General features: G+C 63.3%; 21 protein-coding genes and 1 riboswitch. Of the genes, 20 read left to right on the plus strand and 1 reads right to left on the minus strand.

The features are described from left to right. Positions 1-43: 43 nt before the first annotated feature. The 10 genes from rpe to hisF all read left to right on the plus strand — a co-directional run bounded on the left by rpe (position 44) and on the right by hisF (position 7537). Entirely contained in the window at positions 44-718 is a 675-nt protein-coding gene (gene rpe, locus J3D46_RS14015) for a ribulose-phosphate 3-epimerase (RefSeq protein WP_231338935.1), read from the plus strand. A gap of 77 nt (positions 719-795) precedes the next feature. Then, positions 796-951: riboswitch (FMN riboswitch) on the plus strand. Between the two features lie 89 nt (positions 952-1040). Beyond that, positions 1041-1745, plus strand: coding sequence for a nicotinamide riboside transporter PnuC (gene pnuC / locus J3D46_RS14020; protein WP_253467725.1), 705 nt, complete (start codon positions 1041-1043; stop codon positions 1743-1745). Next, positions 1742-2881, plus strand: a complete 1140-nt coding sequence (ribD, locus tag J3D46_RS14025) for a bifunctional diaminohydroxyphosphoribosylaminopyrimidine deaminase/5-amino-6-(5-phosphoribosylamino)uracil reductase RibD (protein ID WP_253467728.1) — start codon at positions 1742-1744, stop codon at positions 2879-2881. The genes pnuC and ribD overlap by 4 nt, the downstream gene beginning before the upstream one ends. Next, positions 2881-3510: a riboflavin synthase gene (locus J3D46_RS14030; protein WP_231338932.1), complete on the plus strand. Its 630-nt coding sequence runs from the start codon at positions 2881-2883 to the stop codon at positions 3508-3510. The genes ribD and J3D46_RS14030 overlap by 1 nt, the downstream gene beginning before the upstream one ends. After that, positions 3507-4202, plus strand: a complete 696-nt coding sequence (gene ribB / locus J3D46_RS14035; RefSeq protein WP_253467731.1) for a 3,4-dihydroxy-2-butanone-4-phosphate synthase — start codon at positions 3507-3509, stop codon at positions 4200-4202. Before J3D46_RS14030 ends, ribB begins: the two co-directional genes overlap by 4 nt. Beyond that, positions 4199-4903: a GTP cyclohydrolase II gene (gene ribA, locus J3D46_RS14040; protein ID WP_253467734.1), complete on the plus strand. Its 705-nt coding sequence runs from the start codon at positions 4199-4201 to the stop codon at positions 4901-4903. The genes ribB and ribA overlap by 4 nt, the downstream gene beginning before the upstream one ends. Positions 4904-4920: 17 nt before the next feature. Beyond that, positions 4921-5406, plus strand: coding sequence for a 6,7-dimethyl-8-ribityllumazine synthase (gene ribH, locus J3D46_RS14045; RefSeq protein ID WP_231338929.1), 486 nt, complete (start codon positions 4921-4923; stop codon positions 5404-5406). 114 nt (positions 5407-5520) lie between these two features. Next, positions 5521-5784, plus strand: a complete 264-nt coding sequence (locus tag J3D46_RS14050; RefSeq protein WP_018778638.1) for a phosphoribosyl-ATP diphosphatase — start codon at positions 5521-5523, stop codon at positions 5782-5784. 84 nt (positions 5785-5868) lie between these two features. Continuing rightward, positions 5869-6729 carry an ATP phosphoribosyltransferase gene (gene hisG / locus J3D46_RS14055; RefSeq protein ID WP_231338928.1) on the plus strand — a complete coding sequence of 287 codons (861 nt, stop codon included), beginning with the start codon at positions 5869-5871 and terminating at the stop codon, positions 6727-6729. Between the two features lie 31 nt (positions 6730-6760). Continuing rightward, entirely contained in the window at positions 6761-7537 is a 777-nt protein-coding gene (gene hisF, locus J3D46_RS14060; RefSeq protein ID WP_231338927.1) for an imidazole glycerol phosphate synthase subunit HisF, read from the plus strand. 58 nt (positions 7538-7595) lie between these two features. Here the strand turns inward: hisF and J3D46_RS14065 are convergent, their stop codons facing one another. Continuing rightward, entirely contained in the window at positions 7596-8240 is a 645-nt protein-coding gene (locus tag J3D46_RS14065) for a TIGR03085 family metal-binding protein (RefSeq protein ID WP_172323894.1), read from the minus strand. 89 nt (positions 8241-8329) lie between these two features. Between J3D46_RS14065 and hisI the strand changes: the two genes are divergently transcribed. The 10 genes from hisI (at position 8330) to J3D46_RS14115 (ending at position 22014) form a co-directional block, all read left to right on the plus strand. Next, entirely contained in the window at positions 8330-8746 is a 417-nt protein-coding gene (gene hisI, locus J3D46_RS14070; RefSeq protein ID WP_231338926.1) for a phosphoribosyl-AMP cyclohydrolase, read from the plus strand. Positions 8747-8803: 57 nt separating this feature from the next. Then, the gene (locus J3D46_RS14075) at positions 8804-10387 is read left to right on the plus strand and encodes an anthranilate synthase component I (RefSeq protein ID WP_253467737.1); all 1584 of its coding nucleotides are present in this window, start codon (positions 8804-8806) and stop codon (positions 10385-10387) included. Next, on the plus strand, positions 10384-10989 hold the full coding sequence (locus tag J3D46_RS14080; protein WP_231338924.1) for a Trp biosynthesis-associated membrane protein: 606 nt from the start codon (positions 10384-10386) through the stop codon (positions 10987-10989). The genes J3D46_RS14075 and J3D46_RS14080 overlap by 4 nt, the downstream gene beginning before the upstream one ends. Before the next feature lie 132 nt (positions 10990-11121). Further along, positions 11122-11394 carry an HGxxPAAW family protein gene (locus J3D46_RS14085; protein ID WP_159706651.1) on the plus strand — a complete coding sequence of 91 codons (273 nt, stop codon included), beginning with the start codon at positions 11122-11124 and terminating at the stop codon, positions 11392-11394. A gap of 2 nt (positions 11395-11396) precedes the next feature. Further along, positions 11397-12215, plus strand: coding sequence for an indole-3-glycerol phosphate synthase TrpC (gene trpC, locus J3D46_RS14090; RefSeq protein WP_253467740.1), 819 nt, complete (start codon positions 11397-11399; stop codon positions 12213-12215). 114 nt (positions 12216-12329) lie between these two features. Then, a complete protein-coding gene (trpB, locus tag J3D46_RS14095; protein WP_253467743.1) occupies positions 12330-13703 on the plus strand; it encodes a tryptophan synthase subunit beta in 1374 nt (457 codons plus the stop codon). Next, a complete protein-coding gene (gene trpA / locus J3D46_RS14100) occupies positions 13703-14515 on the plus strand; it encodes a tryptophan synthase subunit alpha (protein WP_231338921.1) in 813 nt (270 codons plus the stop codon). The genes trpB and trpA overlap by 1 nt, the downstream gene beginning before the upstream one ends. A 21-nt stretch (positions 14516-14536) precedes the next feature. After that, complete coding sequence (gene lgt / locus J3D46_RS14105) at positions 14537-15691, plus strand: prolipoprotein diacylglyceryl transferase (protein ID WP_253467746.1); 1155 nt, start codon at positions 14537-14539, stop codon at positions 15689-15691. Between the two features lie 259 nt (positions 15692-15950). Beyond that, complete coding sequence (gene gltB, locus J3D46_RS14110; protein ID WP_231338919.1) at positions 15951-20564, plus strand: glutamate synthase large subunit; 4614 nt, start codon at positions 15951-15953, stop codon at positions 20562-20564. Next, a complete protein-coding gene (locus J3D46_RS14115; RefSeq protein WP_231338918.1) occupies positions 20557-22014 on the plus strand; it encodes a glutamate synthase subunit beta in 1458 nt (485 codons plus the stop codon). The genes gltB and J3D46_RS14115 overlap by 8 nt, the downstream gene beginning before the upstream one ends. Positions 22015-22018: the final 4 nt, after the last annotated feature.

The raw sequence follows: 22018 nt of genomic DNA on the forward strand, positions 1-22018 counted from the left end.
CCGGAACCCGGCTTGCCATTCCCACCGACCCGAAGGGGCTGCCTTGTCTCAGTGCTGTATCAACCCGAGCATCCTGTCTGCGGATTTCGTCAACCTTGAGGCGGAACTTCAACGGATCAGCAATGCCGATGCCGTCCACGTTGATGTCATGGACAACCACTTTGTGCCCAACCTGACGCTCGGCCTGCCGGTGGTTCAGAGGATTCAAGCAGTCAGTCCGGTTCCATTGGACGCGCATTTGATGATTTCCGACGCCGACCGCTGGGCACCTGCCTACGCGGATGCAGGCGTGGCGTCAGTGACATTCCACGCGGAAGCCGCCATGGCCCCCGTCAAGCTGGCACGCGAACTGCGTGCGCGGGGATCCAAAGCGGGAATGGCCCTTCGTCCGGCTACACCGGTTGAGCCCTACCTGGACATGCTCAGCGAGTTGGACATGCTGTTGATCATGACGGTGGAGCCCGGATTCGGTGGACAGTCCTTCCTGGACATCACCCTGCCCAAGATCCGACGTGCGCGGGCGGCAATCGAAGGTTCCGGCATTGGCGTGGCCATCCAAGTGGACGGGGGCATCACTGAGGAGACGATCATCAGGGCAGCCGAAGCCGGTGCCAATGTGTTCGTGGCAGGCTCGGCGGTCTACGGGCACCAGGACCCCGCAGCGGCCATCGATCGACTCCGTGCGGCGGGTCAGGCTGTGACGGCGACGTTCGCCTGACGATCGTCACCACATGTTACGAAGATGGCCGGGAATAGCCCGGCCATCTTGGTAGTTGTGGCAGAATAACAACACACATACGTGCTCCGGGGTCGGTGTAAGTCCGAACCGGCGGTTATAGTCCGCGACCCGCGAGCCATCGGATTCCAATTGATTGGATCTTCGATGGCAGACGGTTGAACTGGTGAAATTCCGGTACCGACAGTTAAAGTCTGGATGGGAGAAGCACGTACAGTCATGCCGTGGGCGTTCCTTTAGCGACGTCCGGCATTGCGCTGTCGTACACCCCCGGAGTCATCGCGGCTTACTGGGAAGGAACGGCATGGACTTTCTGCGATGGCTCTTCGAAGCACAGATCCCCGTTGGAGGATCTGCTCTTGTCTTACGCGAAGTGCTTGGAAACATCTTTGGGCTCCTCAGCGCCCTCGGCGGTATGCGCCGCAAAGTCTGGGCTTGGCCGATCGGCATAGTCGGCAACATCCTCCTGCTTACGGTCTTCCTGGGCAACGTCTTTGGTGCAGCAGCGCCGGCTACCCTGTGGGGGCAAGCAGCACGGCAGGTGATGTTCATCGCCGTCGCCGTTTACGGCTGGTATCGGTGGCGGCAAGGCCGGCAATCGAGCAGCCAAGGGCGCGCCATTGTGCCCGGCTGGGCCAGCAACAAGGTCCGCATCGCTCTGATTGGTGCCATGGTGGCGGGCACAGCGGCACTGACGCCCTTGTTTGACGCCCTGGGCTCCTACCCGCCGGTCTGGGCCGACGCCTGGACCTTCATGGGATCCCTGCTGGCAACGTACGGGATGGCCCGCGGCTGGACAGAGTTTTGGCTGATCTGGGTGGCCGTGGATATCGTGGGTGTACCTCTGCTGTTCAGCGCAGGCTACTACGCCAGCGCGGTGATGTATCTCTTCTACGGTTTCTTCACCCTCACTGGCTTCTTCGTTTGGTGGCGGGCCGAAAAGCGCGAGCGGGAAAGCCGTGATGGCGGCAGCCCGGCCGTTGCAGTTTCCACGGGAGCTGCCCAATGACCACCGACTCGACTCCTTACACTCCGGCGGAAAGTACGGCCATGGATGCCGCGCTGACCGCAGCCCTTGCAGGACCGCGCGGGGCCAATCCGTTGGTTGGTGCAGTGATCCTCAGCCCCGACGGCGAACAACTGGCAACGGGGTTCCACCGGGGTGCAGGCACGGCCCACGCCGAGGCCGACGCGATTTCCGTAGCCCGCCGGCAGGGAACGGACATCACCGGGACCACCATGGTTGTCACGCTCGAGCCCTGTAACCACGAGGGTCGTACCGGACCCTGCGCCCAAGCGATCATTGCCGCTGGAATCGCGAAGGTGATTTACGCCGTCGACGATCCGCACGACCCCGCCGCGGGCGGTGCGCGGACGCTCCGTGCGGCCGGTGTTGAGGTGCGGTCCGGCCTGGCCCTCGGGAGGGCCCTGGACCTCAACCGCGAATGGTTCGACGCCGTTGCCGCCAAGCGTCCGTTTGTCACCTTGCATATCGCCCAGACACTGGACAGCCGTATCGCTGCCGCGGACGGCACCAGCCAGTGGATTTCCAGCCCGGAGTCGCTCGCCGACAACCACGGGCTGAGGGAACTCATCGACGCCATTCTGGTGGGAACCGGGACGGTCCTGATCGACAACCCGCGGCTCACGGCCAGGACGGCGGACGGTGAACTTTCCAGCCGGCAGCCAATCCGCGCTGTGATGGGCTTGCGTGACGTTCCCGAAGATGCCGCTGTCCGGGGAACCGACGGGCGTTTCGTGCACTTGCCAACCCGGGATCCGGCAGAGGCTTTGGGGACGCTGTTCGATCAAGGAATCCGGCACGTCATGGTGGAAGGGGGCTCGTCCATATTGAGTACCTTTCTTGCCGCCGACCTGGTGGATGAACTGATTGTCTACCTGGCTCCGACGCTGCTGGGCTCCGGTACCCCGGCACTGAACGACCTTGGGATCACTACGCTGGCCGACGCGCAGCATTGGTCCTGGGACGAAGCCGGGGGCGGAGCGGTCCGGACGCTGGGCAACGACCTTAGGCTGCACCTGCGGTCCCCACGGGGCGCCGCCACCACGATCAAGAATTCGATTCCGCAGAAGAATGTGGTTTCACGCAGTGAAGCTGCGGAATATGTCACAGGAGGACACTGATGTTTACGGGAATAGTCGCTGAGCAGGGCACCGTGCTGGGCATTGAGCATGACGGCGACGTCAGCGCCACACTGAGGTTGAAAGCGCCCACGACGACCGATGGCCTGGCTTTGGGTGGATCCATTGCCGTCAACGGCGTGTGCCTGACAGCTACGCAGATCGAGGGTCAGGACTTCAGCGTCGATGTGATGGGGGAGACCTTGGTCCGAACAACCATTGGCGGACTGGCCCCAGGGGACACCGTGAACCTCGAACGCTGTGTTCCTGCGGGCGGGCGCCTGGACGGCCATGTGGTGCAAGGGCACGTCGACGGCGTGGGTGAGCTGCTGGAGCGCGAGCCCTTGGGCAACTGGGACCGCCTGCGCTTCGGTGTGCCGGCCCCGCTGGCACGATACATCGCCGAGAAGGGTTCGATCGCCGTCGACGGTGTCTCGTTGACGGTCACAGCCGTCAGTGCGGCGGCCGAAACGGCTCCGTGGTTTGAGGTGGGACTGATCCCCACCACGTTGGAAGAAACCGGCCTGGGAGCCAAGCCCGTAGGTGGCCGCGTCAACCTCGAAGTTGATGTTCTGGCCAAGTACACCGAACGCCTTTTGTCCTTCGCGCCGCAGCAAGGGAGCACACGATGAGCGCCCCCGCCAAGACATCACCTACGGGCTCGGCCCGAACCGGGCTGGATCCCGTCGAGGCAGCCATCGCGGCAATCGCCGCGGGCCAGGCGGTGATCGTGGTGGACAACGAGGACCGCGAGAACGAAGGCGACATCATCTTCGCCGCCGAGCACGCCACACCGGCCCTCATGGGATGGACCATCCGGTACTCATCCGGCGTCATCTGCGTACCCCTGGATGGCGAACGCGCGGATGCACTGGTTCTTCCTCCCATGGTGGAGATCAACGAAGACGCCAAGGGAACTGCGTACACCGTTTCCTGTGACGCGGCGATTGGGGTCAGCACGGGCATCTCGGCCACGGACCGGGCCCTGACGGCCCGGATCCTGGCAGATCCGAGCAGTTCTCCGGCATCGATTACCCGTCCCGGGCATATTTTCCCGTTGCGCGCGGTTAACGGGGGAGTGCGTGAACGACCAGGTCACACGGAGGCTGCCGTGGACTTGTGCCGACTTGCCGGGCTCGCTCCGGTGGGTGTGATCGCAGAGTTGGTACATGACGATGGTGAAATGATGCGCTTGGACAGTTTGCGCGACTTCGCCGCCGACCACGGATGCCCCCTCATCTCCATTGAGGACCTGGTGTCGTATGTGGAGGCGGTAGAGTCCCAGGCGGCACATGTTTCACGGGGAGACGAGGAGAAGCGATGACCGCATCGACCACACGCAGCAGTGACCACACGGGCCCCGCGCCCCACCCCGTCAGTGGTGGGCCGATCGTGCAGTTGCCCACGGCTTTCGGCGACTTTGTGGCACAGGCGTGGACGGACCATGTTACGGGCGTTGAACACCTCGCCGTGAGTTCGCCTAATCCGCCCAAGGACGGCCGTGCCCCGCTGGTCAGGCTGCACTCCGAGTGCCTCACCGGCGATGTGTTCGGTTCGTACCGCTGCGATTGCGGAGAGCAGCTCGCCTTTGCGTTGGAACTCATCCATGCGGAAGGTGGAACGTTGCTCTACCTGCGTGGACAGGAGGGCCGCGGGATCGGGCTGGCCAACAAGATCAAGGCCTATGCCTTGCAGGAAGCCGGCTTCGACACCGTTGAGGCCAACGAACAGTTGGGCCTGCCTGTCGATGCGCGCTCCTACACTGCGGCCGGACAGATCCTGGCTGAAATGGGGCTGCACGAGGTCCGCTTGCTGAGCAACAACCCCGACAAGCAGCACCGCCTGGACAAGGCCGGAGTAACAGTAGTGGAAATGGTGCCCACCGAGGTGCCATCACGCGAACAGAACCTGCGCTACCTGCAGACCAAGAAGGACCGGATGGACCACCGGCTGACGCTCGATGTCGAGCCCGTCAGCAATGGCAAGACGCCTTCAACCCACACCTTTGACAACACTCAAGACTGAACGGACCCACAGCAAATATGAGCGGACACGGCGCGCCTAGCATCGACCTCACTACCCTCAACCCTGAGGAAACCTCGCAGCTCAAGCTCGCCATTGTGGCGGCAAGCTGGCACACGCAGATCATGGACGGCCTGGTGGACGGTGCGCTTCGTGCCGCCAAGGAAGCCGGCATCGCCGAGCCTACGCTCCTGCGTGTTCCGGGCAGCTTTGAGCTTCCCGTTGCCGCAGCCAGGCTCGCACCGCACTTCGACGCCGTCGTGGCACTCGGCGTGGTCATCCGCGGCGGGACGCCGCACTTCGACTACGTTTGCCAGGCTGCGACGTCGGGACTCACCGACGTCAGCGTCAACACCGGCGTGCCGGTGGGCTTCGGCGTCCTCACCTGCGATACCGAACAGCAGGGCCTGGACCGGGCCGGCCTTCCCGGCTCACAGGAAGACAAGGGCCACGAAGCGGTTACTGCCGCCCTGGCCACGGCAGTGACGCTGAAGCAGTTCAGCTAACGCCCTTTGCCCGCAGACGACGAAGGGGATGTGAGTGTGTCTTCACTCACATCCCCTTCGTCATGCAACGCCCCAACAAGCGGTGGCCGCCCCGGAGCAAGTAGTCTGGAGGGCGTGAAGAATTTCGAGACGCTGTTCGCAGAACTGAGTGAGAAAGCAGCGACCCGCCCGGCAGGTTCGCGCACGGTTGCCGAACTGGACTCTGGAATCCACGGTATCGGCAAGAAGGTGGTCGAAGAGGCCGCCGAAGTCTGGATGGCCGCGGAGTACGAATCGGACGAAGCCGCTGCTGAGGAAATCTCCCAGTTGCTGTACCACTTGCAGGTCCTCATGCTCGCCAAGGGCCTCAGCCTGGAAGACGTTTACAAGCATCTCTAGCCACGCCACTCCGCTTGCTTGCTGCGGAGCCCCCTGCGTGGCCAAGGTGCCTGAAAACCTCCATTCCAAAAAGAAAGTCTCCCAATGCTCCGTGTAGCAGTCCCCAATAAGGGATCCCTGTCCGAAGCCGCCTCGGCAATGCTGTCCGAGGCGGGTTACCGCCAGCGCCGCGACACCCGCGAGCTGGTCATGGTTGATCCCGACAATGACATTGAATTCTTCTTCCTCCGTCCCCGCGACATTGCTGTCTACGTAGGCCAGGGAACCCTGGATGTAGGCATCACGGGCAGGGATCTCCTGCTCGACGCGAAGGTCGAAGCCGAGGAAATTCTTCCCCTGGGCTTCGCCCCGTCAACCTTCCGTTTCGCTGGTCCGGTCGGTGACTTCGCCGGCGTCGAACAACTTGAAGGCAAGCGCCTGGCCACCAGCTACGACGGCCTGCTGCGCGACTACCTCGCCGAGCGGGGCGTTAACGCCAAGGTGGTCCGTCTGGATGGCGCCGTGGAATCGTCGGTGCGTCTCGGCGTCGCGGACGCCATTGCCGACGTCGTTGAAACCGGAAACACCCTCAAGGCCGCCGGCATGGAAATCTTTGGCGACCCCATCCTGAAGTCCGAGGCCGTGCTCATCCGCCGTTCCGGCTCTGGTGGGGCCGCAAATGGAACTGCCAAGGAAATCGACATCCTCATCCGGCGCCTCCAGGGCGTCCTCGTGGCCCGCCAGTACGTCCTCATGGACTACGACATCCGCAAGGACCTGGTGGAGGACGCCGCTGCGCTGACCCCGGGCCTTGAGTCGCCCACGGTTTCGCCCCTGCGTGACTCCGAGTGGGTTGCGGTGCGGTCCATGGTTCCGAAGAAGGAAACCAACCGCATCATGGACGAGCTCTACGACCTCGGAGCACGCGCCATCCTGGTCAGCAGCATTCACGCCTGCCGTATCTGACCCGCGCCACAACAGAATCTAGGAGCAGCACATGGCTGTAGCCGTACGCGTCATCCCCTGCCTGGATGTCGACGCTGGCCGCGTCGTCAAAGGCGTCAACTTTGAAGGCCTCCGCGACGCTGGTGATCCCGTGGAACTTGCGCACCGTTACGACAACGGCGGGGCCGATGAACTGACGTTCCTGGACGTCACTGCCTCCTCCGGGAATCGCGAAACCACGTTCGACGTCGTCCGCCGCACGGCTGAGGAAGTGTTCATTCCCCTGACCGTGGGTGGTGGTGTTCGTGGTGTGGCAGAGGTGGACAAGCTCCTGCGCTTCGGTGCGGACAAGGCGTCCATCAACACTGCAGCCGTGGCCAGGCCCGAGGTCATCGACGAGATCACGCGCCACTTCGGCTCACAGGTCCTGGTGCTCTCGGTCGATGCGCGCCGTACCCGCGCAGGCGACATCCCGACGTCGTCCGGTTTTGAAGTGACCACCCACGGCGGCCGTACCGGAACCGGGATCGACGCCATTGCCTGGGCCAAAGAAGCGGCAGACCGGGGTGTGGGGGAAATCCTGCTCAACTCGATCGACGCCGACGGCACCAAGGACGGCTTCGATCTCGAATTGATCCGCCTGGTCCGCGCTGCGGTGAACATTCCGATCATTGCCTCGGGCGGCGCCGGGGAACCGGCACACTTCCCGCCCGCCGTAGAAGCGGGAGCTGATGCCGTACTGGCCGCTTCGGTGTTCCATTTTGGGCCGGACGACATGATCGCCCAGGTCAAGACCGCTATCCGCGAGGCCGGCTTCGAGGTCCGCTAGCTTTCATGGCTTAAAAAGCAATGGAGGGTCACCGTGCAGGTGACCCTCCATTGGTGGCTTAAAGGCCGATGTCTGCGGACTGCAGAAGCGCGACGGCGTCCGGCTGGCCTTCGAAGGTGACCAAGGCCTGGCTGGTGCGACCGTGCGCATGCATCAGCAGCTCGCCCGGTTCGCCAACGATCGCAACGGAAACGGGAGCCCGCTTGGCGACATGCCGCGGCCCGGTGGGGCGTACCAGTACGATGCCGAGATCCACGCCGCGGTACAAGAAGGCAGCCCGTTTGATGAGGTCGTCCCAGAGGGCGTCCGAATATGCTTCATCGAGTGCCCGGGGCGCCCAACGGTCGCCGGCACGGCGAATGTCCTCGGTGTGAACAAAGTACTCAATGAGGTTGGACGTCTCATCCAGGGCTTTGATCTTCAAGGGGGAGAGGGCCGGAGGGCCGGCGCGGAACGTCTTGATGAGGTCCGCGTAGGCGTCAGGGCTCTTGAGCTTGGCGGCAAGCTTGGAGGTGGCTTTTTCGGAGGCCTTGCCCAGGCTCGGGATCAGGAGCCCAAGGCCCACTGCGATCTTCCGTTCGCGCAGATACAAATGCGCAGCAAGATCCCGGGTTTGCCACCCTTCGCAGAGCGTGGGGGAGTCAGGTCCGGCCGCCAGCAGGGTTTCGGCCAGGACTTCTCGGGAAGGATCGACGAAATGCATCACTTGTGAAACTAGCACGATCGGAGCGCACTTGCGCAGTGGAACCGCCGCAGAATCCAGCTCCCTGCAAAGGCACTAGACTTGATCTGATGTCAGAGCAGTCCGCCCCCAGCCCCTCTCCCGCCACGGAGCTTTCCAGCGACCCCGCGAGCCCGTTGCCGCAGGAGATCGCCAGCGCCCTCAAACGTGATTCGTCCGGGCTCGTAGCCGCCATTGTGCAGCAGCACGACACCAACGAGGTCCTCATGCTTGGCTGGATGGATGACGAGGCTCTCCACCGCACCATGACCACGGGTCGCGTGACGTTCTACTCGCGCTCCCGCCAAGAGTACTGGCGCAAGGGCGACACCTCCGGACACGTACAGTTCGTGAAGTCTGTCGCCCTTGACTGCGACGGCGACGCCCTCCTGATCCGCGTGGACCAGATCGGCGCAGCCTGCCACACCGGTACCCGGACCTGCTTTGATGGTCGCGACTTCACCGTCGTAACGGGCCACCGCGACTAAGGCACCCACTAACTTTCCACTGACGCACCACCTCAGACAAAAGGCGGAGAAATAGCCATGCAGGACCTTGGAATCATCAGCCCGGGCCTGGAAGAGTTCCGCGAACTCGCCGTCCACAGCCGTGTTATTCCTGTTCGACTCAAGGTCCTGGCTGACGCCGAGACCCCCATCGGCCTGTATCGGAAGCTGGCCAAGGGCCAACCCGGAACGTTCCTCCTGGAATCCGCGGCAGTTGGCGGCGCGTGGTCGCGCTACTCCTTCATTGGGTCAAAATCCAGGGCCACCCTGACCACGAAAGACGGCCAGGCCCATTGGATCGGTGAGCCGCCCGTGGGGGTTCCCGTCTCAGGTAATCCCGTTGACGCGGTGCGGGACACCATTGCTGCCTTGCAGACAGACCGGTTTGAGGGACTGCCGCCCTTCACCTCCGGTTTGGTCGGCTTTCTCGGATGGGAAGCCGTCCGTCACTGGGAGCGGCTGACATCCCCGCCTGAGGACGACTTGCAGCTGCCGGAAATGGCGCTGAACCTGGTCACTGACATGGCTGTGCATGACAACATGGACGGTACCGTCCTCCTGATCGCCAACGCCATCAACTTCGATGACAGCTCCGAGCGTGTCGATGACGCCTGGCATGACGCCGTGGCCCGCGTGAAGGCCCTGCTGGAGCAGATCAGCACTCCCGTTGCCCAGCCGGTCTCTGTCCTGGAAACTGCCGCCCTGGACTTCGCCTCCAGCGTGCAGGAACGATGGGATGAAGCCAAATACCTTGAGGCGATTGACCGCGGCAAGGAGGCCATTGTTGACGGCGAGGTGTTCCAGGTGGTGATCTCCCGCCGCTTCGAGATGGAGTGCGCCGCGGACCCGCTGGATGTTTACCGTGTCCTGCGCAATACGAACCCCAGCCCTTATATGTACCTCTTCAGCCTGGAGGATGCGGACGGCCGCGAGTACTCGATTGTGGGCTCATCGCCGGAGGCTTTGGTCACGGTGACCGGTGAGGAAGTCATCACCCACCCCATCGCCGGCTCACGTCCCCGTGGAAAGACAGTGGAGGCCGATAAAGCCCTCGCCACGGAGTTGCTGGCCGATCAGAAGGAGCGGGCCGAGCACCTGATGCTGGTGGACCTCTCGCGCAACGACCTTTCCAAGGTCTGCGTCGCCGGTACCGTGGACGTCACGCAGTTCATGGAAGTGGAGCGGTTCAGCCACATCATGCACCTCGTCTCCACAGTGGTGGGTGAGCTTGCCCCCAACGCCAAGGCCTACGACGTCCTGAAGGCAACCTTCCCGGCAGGCACCCTGTCCGGGGCTCCAAAGCCGCGTGCACTCCGCCTGCTTGACGAGCTCGAACCCCACCGGCGCGGTATCTACGGTGGCGTGGTTGGCTACCTGGATTTTGCGGGCGATATGGATATGGCGATTGCCATCCGGTCTGCACTGCTCCGGGAAGGCCGTGCCTATGTGCAGGCCGGTGGTGGAATTGTTGCCGATTCACACAAGCCGTCTGAAGCGCTGGAGACGGTGAACAAGGCAGCTGCGCCGCTGCGCGCCGTCCACACCGCGGGATCGCTGCAGAACATTTCCGCCGAAACGGTGGGGAACACCGACGCCCTCGATGACGGGATTTCCACACCATGAGCACGGCATCTTCAGCGGCTCCGGTCAGGCAGCCGCCGCGCTGGGCTCGCAAATCAACGCTGGTCCTTGCCACCACAATTCTGGCCTTGGCAGTGTTTGGGGCCACGACGCAGACCTGGATCGAGGTGCGACTCGACCCCACGGGAGCGTCCAACAGTGACCTCCACGTCCAAGGGAGCAAGGCCGCCACTGCGGTCACGGCGCTGGCCGTTGTTGCCTTGGCGGGCGGGCTCGCCGCTTCCATCGCCGGAAAGATTGCCCGCTGGATCATCGCAGTCCTCATCGTCTTGTCGGCGGCCGGAATCATTCTGGCCGCTGTGACCGTACTTCTTGATCCGCTGGGTGCCGCACAAGGGGCCATTGCGGCCGCCACGGGTGTCTCGGGCGGACAGGCCGACGCGGCAGCCACTGCGTTCCCGATCGTGGCCATCGTTGCCGGATCCCTCCTGGCCGTCTGCGCCATTGTCCTGCCGCTGGCCGGGCGCCATTGGACCACTCGGACCAAATACGACGCCGGCACCGGGGGGCGGAAGAGCAACAACGGGCCGGTGGACGAGATTGACAGCTGGGACAGCCTGTCGCGCGGTGAAGATCCCACGTAGGCAGCCAAAACTGGCTTTCGGGCAGGAGTGGCGCAACAAAAGCCCACACGCCTGTCCTGACGTCGGACGATGTCCCGGACGCCGTCAATAAATGGCAGAATGTAAGCAGTATTCATCCTGAGGAGATTTCACATGAGCAAAACCACAGTGTCCGCAAACCAAGCTGAATCCACCATGGCCAGCCACGCTGACGCCATCGGCCACGGAAACAGCCCGGCTGCCTGGACCTGCGTACTTGTGATGCTGGTCGGTGCGCTGATTTCCTCCATCGCTTTCGTTATCGCCAGCACCCCGATCTTCGTGGGGGGGCTGGTTGTCATGGTCATTGGCCTCATTGTGGGCGGCGTCATGCGCAAGGCGGGCTACGGAGTTGGTGGCAGCAAGCTGCAGAACAACGGCCACTAATCGTGACCGTTCTTGATGACATCATTGTTGGCGTCAAGGAGGAGATGGAGGCGCGCAGCCGCCTCGTATCCCTCGCGGAGCTGAAGGACAGGGCCGCAAGTGCCGCCCCGTCCCGCGATGCGTGGGCAGCTTTGGGCGGTCCCTCATCCGTCCGCAACGACCTCAAAGTCATCGCAGAAATCAAGCGTCGCAGCCCTTCCAAAGGCGACCTGGCGCCGATCGCTGATCCTGCGTCCCTCGCGGTACAGTACGCCGACGGTGGAGCTTCCGTTATCAGTGTCCTGACCGAACAGCGCCGCTTCGGCGGTTCGTTGGCGGACCTCGATGCTGTACGCGCCGCCGTCGAGACGCCCTTGCTGCGCAAGGACTTCACGGTTGACGAGTACCAGATCTGGGAAGCCCGGGCCCATGGCGCCGACCTCATCCTGCTCATCGTCGCGGCACTGTCCGACGCGGAACTTGCGGAGTTCAGCGCCCTCAGCCACGAACTCGGCATGAACGTGCTGGTGGAAACCCACACGGAAGAAGAGATTGAGCGCGCCGTCGCGGCGCAGGCCAAGATCATTGGCATCAATGTCCGCAACCTCAAGACGCTCGACGTCGACCGCTCGGTTTTCGCGTCCCTGGCAGGATTGATTCCGGCCGAGGCCGTCATCGTTGCCGAATCGGGCGTCCGGGGCGCCGACGACGTATCGCACTACGCCGCGGGTGGCGCCAACGCCATCCTGGTGGGGGAGGCGCTGGTCAGCGACTCCACGCCGCGCGAACGCATCACCGAATTCAAGGCAGCTGGAGCTGCCGTCATCGCCGTCAGGAACTGAGGAAGTCACTGAATCACGGCGAACAGCCGCAAGGCAGCCCGGGCTTGAGCCTGCGGCTGCCTTGTGGCACGTGGAACTACCCAATGAACTAACTGGAACAGGACGGTGAGACTGATGGTCGACGCGCCAACAGCCGGCTCAGAAGAGAATGCGGCCGACGCATTCCTGCAAGGTGGCCCTTCGCTGCGCAACGCCTCCGGGCCCTACTTCGGCAACTACGGCGGTCGTTGGATGCCCGAGTCTCTGATCGCCGCCCTCGACGAAGTCCAGGACACGTTTGAGAAGGCCAAAGCCGACCCCGAGTTCATCGCGCAGCTGAAGGACCTCAACAAGAACTACTCCGGCCGGCCTTCTTTGCTCACCGAAGCCAAGCGCTTCTCCGAGCACGCCGGCGGAGCACGCATCTTCCTCAAGCGCGAAGACTTGAACCACACCGGGTCCCACAAGATCAACAACGTCCTTGGCCAGGCCCTCCTCGCCAAGCGAATGGGCAAGACCCGCGTGATCGCTGAAACCGGAGCCGGACAGCACGGCGTTGCCAGTGCCACGGCCGCAGCCCTGTTGGGACTCGAGTGCGTGGTGTACATGGGCGCAGAGGATTGCCGGCGCCAGGCGTTGAACGTGGCCCGCATGCAGCTGCTCGGTGCCACTGTGGTACCCGTGACCAACGGATCCCAGACACTCAAGGACGCCATCAATGATGCCCTTCGCGACTGGGTGTCGAACGTGGAGCACACCCACTACCTCCTGGGAACCGCAGCAGGAGCACACCCGTTCCCCGCGATGGTGCGCTACTTCCACGAAGTCATCGGCGAAGAAGCCCGCAGCCAGATCCTGGAGCAGACCGGCAAACTCCCCGACGCCATTGCTGCATGCATCGGTGGTGGCTCGAACGCCATCGGTTTGTTCCACGCCTTCCTCGATGATGCCTCCGTGAAGATCTATGGTTTCGAGGCCGGCGGAGACGGTGTCGAAACCGGCCGCCACGCTGCAGCGATCTCCCTGGGCCGTCCGGGCGTGCTGCATGGTGCCCGGTCCTACCTCATGCAGGACGAAGACGGCCAGACCGTCGAGTCCCACTCCATTTCGGCTGGCCTGGACTACCCCAGCGTTGGTCCGGAGCACTCGTATCTGGCCGACATCGGGCGCGTCACGTACGAGGCCGTCACCGATACCGAAGCGATGGACGCCTTCAGCCTGTTGTGCCGGACAGAAGGCATCATCCCCGCCATCGAGTCCTCGCACGCCTTGGCAGGTGCCATCAAGATCGGCAAGCGGCTCACCGAAGGCAAGGAAAACCCTTCCGACGTCACCGTGATCGTCAACCTTTCCGGTCGTGGAGACAAGGACGTGGAGACTGCCGCGGCCTGGTTCAACATGTTGGACGAGGAAGGGCACGTCAAGGGCACAACGCTGTCCACGCGAAAGCCCAAGGGGCCAGAGCGCACTGCCGAAGCCGCCGTGGATGTCAACGAGGACCAGAACTGATGACTGAAGAATTCGCCAGCAAATCCGCTGCCGCCATTGACCGTGCCAAGGCAGAAGGCCGTTCCGCCTTGGTGGGCTACCTTCCCGCGGGCTACCCCACGGTCAAGGAGAGCATCGACGCGGGAATCGCCTTGGCCCGCAACGGAGCGGACCTCATCGAAATCGGAATCCCGTACTCCGATCCCGTGATGGACGGCCCGGTCATCCAGGCCGCTACTACCGAAGCGATCGCCAATGGATTCCGTGTCGCCGATGTTTTCGATGTCGTTGCCGGCATCACCGCAGCCACGGACGCGGCTGTCTTGGTCATGACGTACTGGAACCCGGTAATGCGTATGGGCGTCGACGAGTTTTCCCGTCGCCTCGCTGAAGCCGGGGGAGCAGGCCTCATTACTCCGGACCTCATCCCCGACGAGGCATCCGAGTGGTTCGAAGCCTCGGACAAGTACGGATTGGACCGGGTGTTCCTCGTGGCGCCGTCGTCCACGCCCGAACGCCTCGACATGACGGTGAAAGCCAGCCGAGGGTTTGTGTACGCCGTCTCGATTATGGGTGTCACAGGGACCCGTACCTCAGTCAGCAGCAGCGCCGAAGACGTGGTCGCCCGTGCACATGCTGCCGGTGCCGAGCGCGTGTGCGTGGGCCTGGGTGTCTCCAACCCGGATCATGTGCGCGAAATTGCCGCCTACGCTGACGGCGTGATCGTCGGAACCGCCCTGGTGGCGGCCCTCCGCGATGGCGGCGTGGACGCCGTCGGGCAACTCACCAAGAACCTCAGCGCCGGCCTGGGCCGCGCCGCTGCAGAAGCCTAGGAAAAGGAAACAGCGAAGCGAATGCAGACCGTCCTCCACGCAGCGGCAATGGTCCCCATTAGTATCCCGAGCCCTTCGTGGTCCGGTTTCGACATTCCGCTCCCGTGGGGGACGTTGCGTATCCACGCCTACGCCCTCTGCATCCTGGCGGGCATCATCGTTGGCCTGTGGCTGACATCGGCCAGGTGGAAGCGCCGCGGCGCTCCCGAAGGAAGCCTGTGGGATATCGCCATCTGGGCTATTCCCTTCGGCATCATCGGTGGTCGCCTCTACCACGTGTTCTCCTCGCCTGACGCGTACTTTGGTCCTGGCTTTGATGGCACTGGCGACCTCTCGCTGATTCCACAGATCCAACGCGGCGGTCTGGGCATTTGGGGTGCCGTTGTCCTCGGTGCGGTAGGTGCCTGGATTGGTTGCCGGCGTGCCGGCGTCAAGCTGACGGCCTTCCTGGATGCAGCAGCGCCGGGGCTCCTGCTGGCCCAGGCAATCGGACGCCTGGGGAACTGGTTCAACCAGGAACTCTTCGGGGCGCCGACCACCCTGCCGTGGGGACTTGAAATTGATCCCGCCAACGCGAATTTCCCGGCGGACATGGCTGCGGATACGCTCTTCCACCCGACGTTCCTTTACGAGATGTTGTGGAACCTCGCAGGCGTGGCCATTCTGCTGTTGCTGGACAAGAAGTTCCACTTCCGCTGGGGACGGCTCTTCTGGCTGTACGCCGTGTACTACACCCTGGGCCGCGTATGGATTGAGGCCCTGCGCATCGACGATGCCGAACAGATCAACCTGCTTGGCATTACCACCCGGCTCAATGTGTGGACAAGCATCTTTGTCTTCATTGCGGCCCTGGCCATCTTCTTTATCCTGGGTCGGCGAGGCCGGCCTGTCCCCGATACCCCTTATTTGGCGGGGCGGGAGCCGGAAGAGAAGAAGGAAAATGAGCCTGTTCCGGTGACGAGCGTCACCAGTCATGATGTGGACGCATCTGTCTCAGATACTGGTTCGCGTGGTAATCTCCCTGATAACCAAAGCGATTCGGGCCACGTTGACGAGCCGCAGGAAACAGCAGGGAAACCGGAAAAGGACACTGCGTCCACCACGGATTCCACACCTGCTGCAACTGCCGCAAGGAAGGCCCCCGGATCCACACCGGATGAAGGCGACACCAAGTAGCCGCATCCGGTAAAGGGGCAACAGAGTCACCGCTCGTAGGGCCCAGTCCACAGCGTCGTGGCACCCCGGAAACCGGACCGCAGCATACCGATGTTCACTGGTCAAGCCGGGGCCAGAGGTCTGCGTAACTGTTCGTTGCGCTGGATCGGCTGGCCTACAATTCCAATTACTAGCGCTTTGTTGTGCCCGTCACAGGGCAGGCAAGGTGGGGCCAACGTTGTCCCTTCCATACGCACGATCTCGAGGAAGGACGTCTCCCATGACCCATCTTCATAACCCCGGTTGGTCCGAAAATATCGAACCTCAGGGTGCCATGTCTCCGTTCAAGCGCTTTGCTGCGCTCCCGGAGGCCCAGGGTCTTTACAACCCTGATAAGGAGAAGGACGCCTGCGGCCTGGCTATTATTGCCACGCTCCGCGGGGAACCGGGATACGACATCGTGGAAGCGGCACTGACCGCCCTCCGCAATCTCGAACACCGCGGCGCCGTGGGCGCCGATGAAGGTACTGGCGACGGTGCGGGCCTGCTGATGCAGGTTCCGGACGAGTTCTTCAGGGCCGTCACAGAATTCGAACTGCCTGCTCCCGGCCAGTACGTGGTGGGCACCGCCTTCCTTCCTGCCGAGTCCCGCGAAGCAGAAAACGCCAAGGCCGGCATTGAAGCCCTTGCAGCTGACGAGGGACTGACTGTCCTTGGCTGGCGTGAGGTTCCCGTGGTCGCTGACCTCGTGGGTGCCATGGCCCGGGCGTGTATGCCCTACTTCTCCCAGCCGTTCTTTGCCTCCGCCACCGGCGAGCAGCTCGAACACAACGAGCTGGACTCCCGTGCCTGGCGAATCCGCAAGCGTGCCCAGAACAAATTCGGCGTCTACTTCCCGTCGCTGTCCTCCCGCACCATCGTGTACAAGGGCATGCTGACCACCGCTCAGTTGGAGCCCTTCTACCCGGACCTCTCGGACAAGCGCTTCAAGACCAAGCTCGCGATCGTCCACTCGCGCTTTTCCACCAACACGTTCCCGTCGTGGCCTTTGGCGCAGCCTTTCCGCACCATCGCCCACAACGGTGAGATCAACACGGTCAAGGGAAACCGCAACTGGATGCGTGCCCGCCAGTCGCAGCTGGCCAGCCCTCTGCTGGGCTCTGTTCCCGAAGAGCTGTACCCGATCTGCACCCCCGGCGCCTCTGACTCCGCGTCCTTCGACGAGGTAGCGGAACTGCTCTGGCTCTCCGGGCGTCCGATCACGCACTCGATCATGATGATGATCCCCGAAGCGTGGGAGAACCACGCCACCATGGATCCTGCCCGCCGTGCGTTCTACGAATACCACTCGCTGCTCATGGAGCCCTGGGACGGTCCCGCTGCAGTCTCGTTCACTGACGGCAACCTCGTGGGCGCAACGCTGGACCGCAATGGCCTGCGCCCGGGACGCTACTGGATCACTGAAGACGGACTGATCATCTTCGCATCCGAAGTTGGCGTGATCGAAGTTGAGCCTTCCAACGTGGTCAAGAAGGGCCGCGTCGCCCCGGGCAAGATGTTCCTGGTGGACACCGAGGCCGGCCGCATCATCGACGACGCCGAGGTCAAGGCCGAGGTAGCTGCTGCGAACCCGTGGGCCGAATGGCTCAAGGACAACCTGATCGATATCAACGAGCTGCCTGAGCGCGAGCACGTTGTCCACACCGCTGCGTCGGTCAACATCCGCCAGCGCACGTTCGGCTACACCACCGAAGAACTGAAGATCCTGCTCGGACCGATGTCCCGCACAGGTGCCGAGCCCCTGGGCGCCATGGGTTCCGATACGCCGGTTGCGGTTCTCTCCAAGCGTCCGCGCTTGTTGTTCGACTACTTTGTGCAGTCCTTCGCGCAGGTCACCAACCCGCCGTTGGATGCCATCCGCGAAGAGCTGGTCACCTCCCTGAAGTGCGCCATTGGTCCCAATGGCAACCTCTTGGACGGCAAGCAGGTCCGCCAGCCGCAGATCTCGCTGCCGTTCCCCGTGATCAACAACGATCAGCTGGCGAAGATCGCGAACATTGAAACCCCCGACGGCGACCGCATCGCCATGAAGGTCCGTGGCCTGTACCGCCCCGAGGGTGGTGAAGCAGCACTCCGTGCGCGTTTGACGGAGATCTGCGAGCAGGTTTCGGGCGCGATCAACCGTGGCGTGCAGTATGTTGTGCTGTCCGACCGTGACTCGAACGCCCAGTGGGCGCCGATTCCTTCGCTTCTCCTTGTCAGCGCAGTCCACCACCACCTGCTCCGCAGCGCAAACCGCACCAAGACCGCGCTGGTGGTTGAGGCCGGCGACGTCCGCGAGACGCACCACGTGGCGGTACTCATTGGCTACGGCGCTTCCGCCGTGAACCCATACCTGGCCATGGAATCGGTGGAACAGCTGATCTCCAACGGCGATGTCACGGGCGTTACTGCCGAAGACGGCGTCTACAACCTCATCAAGGGCCTCGGCAAGGGTGTCCTGAAGATCATGTCCAAAATGGGCATCTCCACCGTGGCTTCCTACACCGGCGCCCAGACCTTCGAGGCACTGGGCCTGTCCCAGGAACTCGTGGACGAATTCTTCTCCGGCACGCACTCCCAGCTGGGTGGCGTTGGCCTGGACGTCATTGCTGCCGAAGTCTCGGCGCGCCACCAGATGGCGTATCCGGAGGGCGGCATCGAGCACCCGCACCAGCCGCTTCTCGGCGGCGGCGAGTACCAGTGGCGCCGCGACGGCGAACCCCACCTCTTCAACCCGGAGACGGTGTTCCGCCTGCAGCACGCCACCCGCGAACGCCGCTATGACATCTTCAAGTCCTACACCAAGGGCATTGACGACCAGTCCGAGAACCTGATGACCCTCCGCGGGCTCTTGAAGTTCAAAGACGGAGTACGTCCGGCAGTTCCGCTTGAGGAAGTGGAGCCCGTCTCCAGCATCGTCAAGCGGTTCTCCACCGGCGCCATGAGTTACGGCTCCATCTCCAAGGAAGCCCACGAAACCCTGGCTATCGCCATGAACCGTTTGGGCGCCAAGTCCAACACGGGTGAAGGTGGCGAGGACGTTGACCGCCTGCTGGACCCGGAGCGTCGCTCTGCCATCAAGCAGATCGCATCCGGCCGCTTTGGTGTGACCAGCCTGTACCTGACCAACGCCGATGACATCCAGATCAAGATGGCACAAGGCGCCAAGCCCGGTGAAGGCGGCCAGTTGATGGCCCAGAAGGTCTACCCGTGGGTAGCCCGGACGCGCCACTCGACTCCCGGCGTCGGGCTCATTTCCCCGCCCCCTCACCACGACATCTATTCGATCGAGGACCTCGCGCAGCTCATCTACGATGCCAAGCGCGCCAACCCTTCGGCCCGTGTCCACGTGAAGCTGGTTTCGGAAGTCGGGATCGGCACGGTGGCCTCCGGCGTCACCAAGGCGAAGGCCGACGTCGTACTCGTTTCAGGTCACGACGGCGGTACCGGCGCCTCGCCGCTGAACTCGCTCAAGCACGCGGGTGTGCCGTGGGAACTCGGCCTCGCCGAGACCCAGCAGACCCTGATGCTCAACGGTCTCCGTGACCGCGTGGTGGTTCAGGTTGATGGCCAGCTCAAGACCGGCCGCGACGTCGTCATCGCTGCCCTGCTGGGTGGCGAGGAATACGGTTTCGCAACCGCTCCGTTGGTGGTGTCCGGCTGCATCATGATGCGCGTCTGCCATCTGGACACCTGCCCCGTCGGCGTTGCCACCCAGAACCCTGAGCTTCGTTCGCGGTTCAACGGCAAGCCCGAGTTCGTGGTCAACTTCTTCGAGTTCCTCGCTGAAGAGGTCCGTGAGATCCTCGCCGAGCTTGGCTTCCGCACCTTGGAAGAGGCCATCGGCCACGCTGAGGTTCTGGACACCCGTGAAGCGATCGATCACTGGAAGGCCGAAGGGCTGGACCTGGACCCCATCCTGCACGGGCTGGAGTTCGACGACGACGTGCCGCTGCGTAACATGACCGGCCAGAACCACGAGCTGGACAAGCACTTTGACCAGCGACTGATCACCATGGCGCAGGAAGCACTCAGCGACCGGATGCCGGTCAAGATCACCCTGGACGTCATCAACACCGACCGTTCCGTGGGGACGATGCTCGGCCACGTGGTGACCAAGACCTTCGGTATCGATGTTCTGGCGACGGACACCATCGACGTCACGCTCCACGGCACCGCGGGCCAGTCCCTCGGGGCGTTCCTGCCCGCCGGCATCACGCTGCGCATGTTCGGCGACTCAAACGACTACGTCGGCAAGGGCCTCTCCGGTGGCCGCATCATCGTCCGTCCGGACCGCACCAATGTGTTCCAGGCTGAGCGCAATGTCATTGCCGGCAACGTCATCGGCTACGGTGCCACCAGCGGCGAAATGTTCCTGCGTGGCCAGGTTGGCGAGCGGTTCCTGGTCCGTAACTCCGGTGCGACCGCCGTCGTCGAAGGTATTGGCGATCACGGTTGCGAGTACATGACCGGTGGCCAGACGCTCATCATCGGGCGCACAGGCCGCAACTTCGGTGCCGGCATGTCCGGTGGAACCGCCTATGTGCTGGACCTCCAGCCCGAGCGGGTCAACAAGATGGCCCTCGATACCGGTGAACTCCAACTCCTGGAGCTCGACGCCGAGGACCGCGACATCGTTCACGGCCTGCTCACCAAGCACGTTGAGGAAACCGAATCCGTCCTGGCCGGCCGTCTGCTCGAGAACTTCGACGACACCGCCGCCCGCATCACCAAAGTACTGCCGCGCGACTACGCCGCAGTCCTGCAAACCCGTCTCGACGCCATCGAAGAGGGCCTTGACCCCGATGGCGAAGAAGTATGGTCTCGAATCCTGGAGGTAACCGGTGGCTGATCCACGCGGATTTCTGAAAGTCCGGCAGCGCGAGACGCAGCCACGCCGTCCTGTTCCCGTCCGCATCATGGACTGGAAAGAAGTGTACGAAGCACAGGAAAAGGGCGTCCTGAAGAGCCAGGCCGGCCGCTGCATGGACTGCGGCGTTCCGTTCTGCCACCAGGGCTGCCCGCTGGGCAACCTGATTCCCGAGTGGAACGACCTCGTGTGGCGGGATAAGGGTGAAGAAGCCATCGAGCGGCTCCACGCTACGAACAACTTCCCGGAGTTCACTGGACGCTTGTGCCCTGCCCCCTGTGAAGCGTCCTGCGTGCTGGGTATCAACCAGCCCGCCGTGACCATCAAGCAGGTTGAGGTCTCCATCATCGACCAGGCCTTCGATAACGACTGGGTCCAGCCCCTGCCGCCGACGCGCCTCACGGGCAAGACCGTGGCGGTCGTAGGATCCGGTCCCGCCGGCCTTGCCGTGGCACAGCAGCTGACCCGTGTGGGCCACACCGTTGCTGTCTACGAACGCGACGACAAGATCGGCGGCCTGCTCCGCTACGGCATCCCCGACTTCAAAATGGAGAAGGAACAGGTTGACCGCCGCCTCGAGCAGATGAAGGCCGAGGGTACCCGCTTCCGCACCGGCGTCGCAGTTGGTACGGACGTGACCTGGGAACAGCTGCGCCGCCGTTACGACGCCGTGGTTGTTGCCACCGGTGCTACCGTGCCGCGCGACCTGCCCATCCCGGGCCGTGACCTTGAGGGTGTCCACTTCGCCATGGACTACCTGGTTCCTTCGAACCGCGTAGTGGCGGGGGAGAACCCCGAGAACCACATCGATGCCCGTGGCAAGCACGTTGTCATCCTCGGCGGCGGCGACACTGGTGCGGACTGCATCGGTACCGCCCACCGCCACCAGGCTGCGTCGGTGACCACGCTGGCGATCGGCAAGCAGCCGCCCGCCGAGCGTGCCGCCCACCAGCCGTGGCCGACGTTCCCCACCCTGTTCGAGGTCGCCAGCGCCCACGAAGAAGGCGGCGAACGGACGTACCTTGCTTCAACCGTTGAGTTCGTTGGAGAAAACGGCAAACTCACCGGCGTCAAAGTTGCTGAAACCGAGTTCGTGGATGGCCGACGCCTTCCCAAGGCCGGTACAGAACGGATCATCCCAGCTGACCTTGTCTTCCTGAGCCTTGGCTTTACCGGTGCTGAACCGGCAGGAATCACGGAGCAGGTCAGTGCAGAGTTCGACGGTCGGGGCAACGTTGCCCGCGACGGCTACTACATGACAAACACCGAGGGCGTGTTTGTTGCCGGCGATGCCGGACGTGGCCAGTCACTGATTGTGTGGGCCATTGCGGAAGGCCGTGCGTGCGCGGCCGCAGTGGACAAGTTCCTGATGGGAAGCACCATTCTCCCGGCACCGGTCGCCCCCACCGACCGGGCGATAGCGGTCTTATAGCGCC

Origin of the sequence: Paenarthrobacter sp. A20 (genome assembly GCF_024168825.1) — a bacterium.
GTDB lineage: Bacteria > Actinomycetota > Actinomycetes > Actinomycetales > Micrococcaceae > Arthrobacter.

Excerpts from the sequence above, each read along its gene's own strand:
- J3D46_RS14085 (WP_159706651.1), top strand. The coding sequence starts at position 11,122 with ATGAGCAAAACCACAGTGTCCGCAAACCAAGCTGAATCCACCATGGCC.
- J3D46_RS14075 (WP_253467737.1), top strand. The coding sequence starts at position 8,804 with ATGCAGGACCTTGGAATCATCAGCCCGGGCCTGGAAGAGTTCCGCGAA.
- J3D46_RS14065 (WP_172323894.1), bottom strand. The coding sequence starts at position 8,240 with ATGCATTTCGTCGATCCTTCCCGAGAAGTCCTGGCCGAAACCCTGCTG.
- pnuC (WP_253467725.1), top strand. The coding sequence starts at position 1,041 with ATGGACTTTCTGCGATGGCTCTTCGAAGCACAGATCCCCGTTGGAGGA.
- hisI (WP_231338926.1), top strand. The coding sequence starts at position 8,330 with ATGTCAGAGCAGTCCGCCCCCAGCCCCTCTCCCGCCACGGAGCTTTCC.
- trpB (WP_253467743.1), top strand. The coding sequence starts at position 12,330 with ATGGTCGACGCGCCAACAGCCGGCTCAGAAGAGAATGCGGCCGACGCA.
- lgt (WP_253467746.1), top strand. The coding sequence starts at position 14,537 with ATGCAGACCGTCCTCCACGCAGCGGCAATGGTCCCCATTAGTATCCCG.
- trpA (WP_231338921.1), top strand. The coding sequence starts at position 13,703 with ATGACTGAAGAATTCGCCAGCAAATCCGCTGCCGCCATTGACCGTGCC.
- ribH (WP_231338929.1), top strand. The coding sequence starts at position 4,921 with ATGAGCGGACACGGCGCGCCTAGCATCGACCTCACTACCCTCAACCCT.
- ribA (WP_253467734.1), top strand. The coding sequence starts at position 4,199 with ATGACCGCATCGACCACACGCAGCAGTGACCACACGGGCCCCGCGCCC.
- ribD (WP_253467728.1), top strand. The coding sequence starts at position 1,742 with ATGACCACCGACTCGACTCCTTACACTCCGGCGGAAAGTACGGCCATG.
- ribB (WP_253467731.1), top strand. The coding sequence starts at position 3,507 with ATGAGCGCCCCCGCCAAGACATCACCTACGGGCTCGGCCCGAACCGGG.
- hisF (WP_231338927.1), top strand. The coding sequence starts at position 6,761 with ATGGCTGTAGCCGTACGCGTCATCCCCTGCCTGGATGTCGACGCTGGC.
- hisG (WP_231338928.1), top strand. The coding sequence starts at position 5,869 with ATGCTCCGTGTAGCAGTCCCCAATAAGGGATCCCTGTCCGAAGCCGCC.
- gltB (WP_231338919.1), top strand. The coding sequence starts at position 15,951 with ATGACCCATCTTCATAACCCCGGTTGGTCCGAAAATATCGAACCTCAG.
- J3D46_RS14030 (WP_231338932.1), top strand. The coding sequence starts at position 2,881 with ATGTTTACGGGAATAGTCGCTGAGCAGGGCACCGTGCTGGGCATTGAG.
- J3D46_RS14080 (WP_231338924.1), top strand. The coding sequence starts at position 10,384 with ATGAGCACGGCATCTTCAGCGGCTCCGGTCAGGCAGCCGCCGCGCTGG.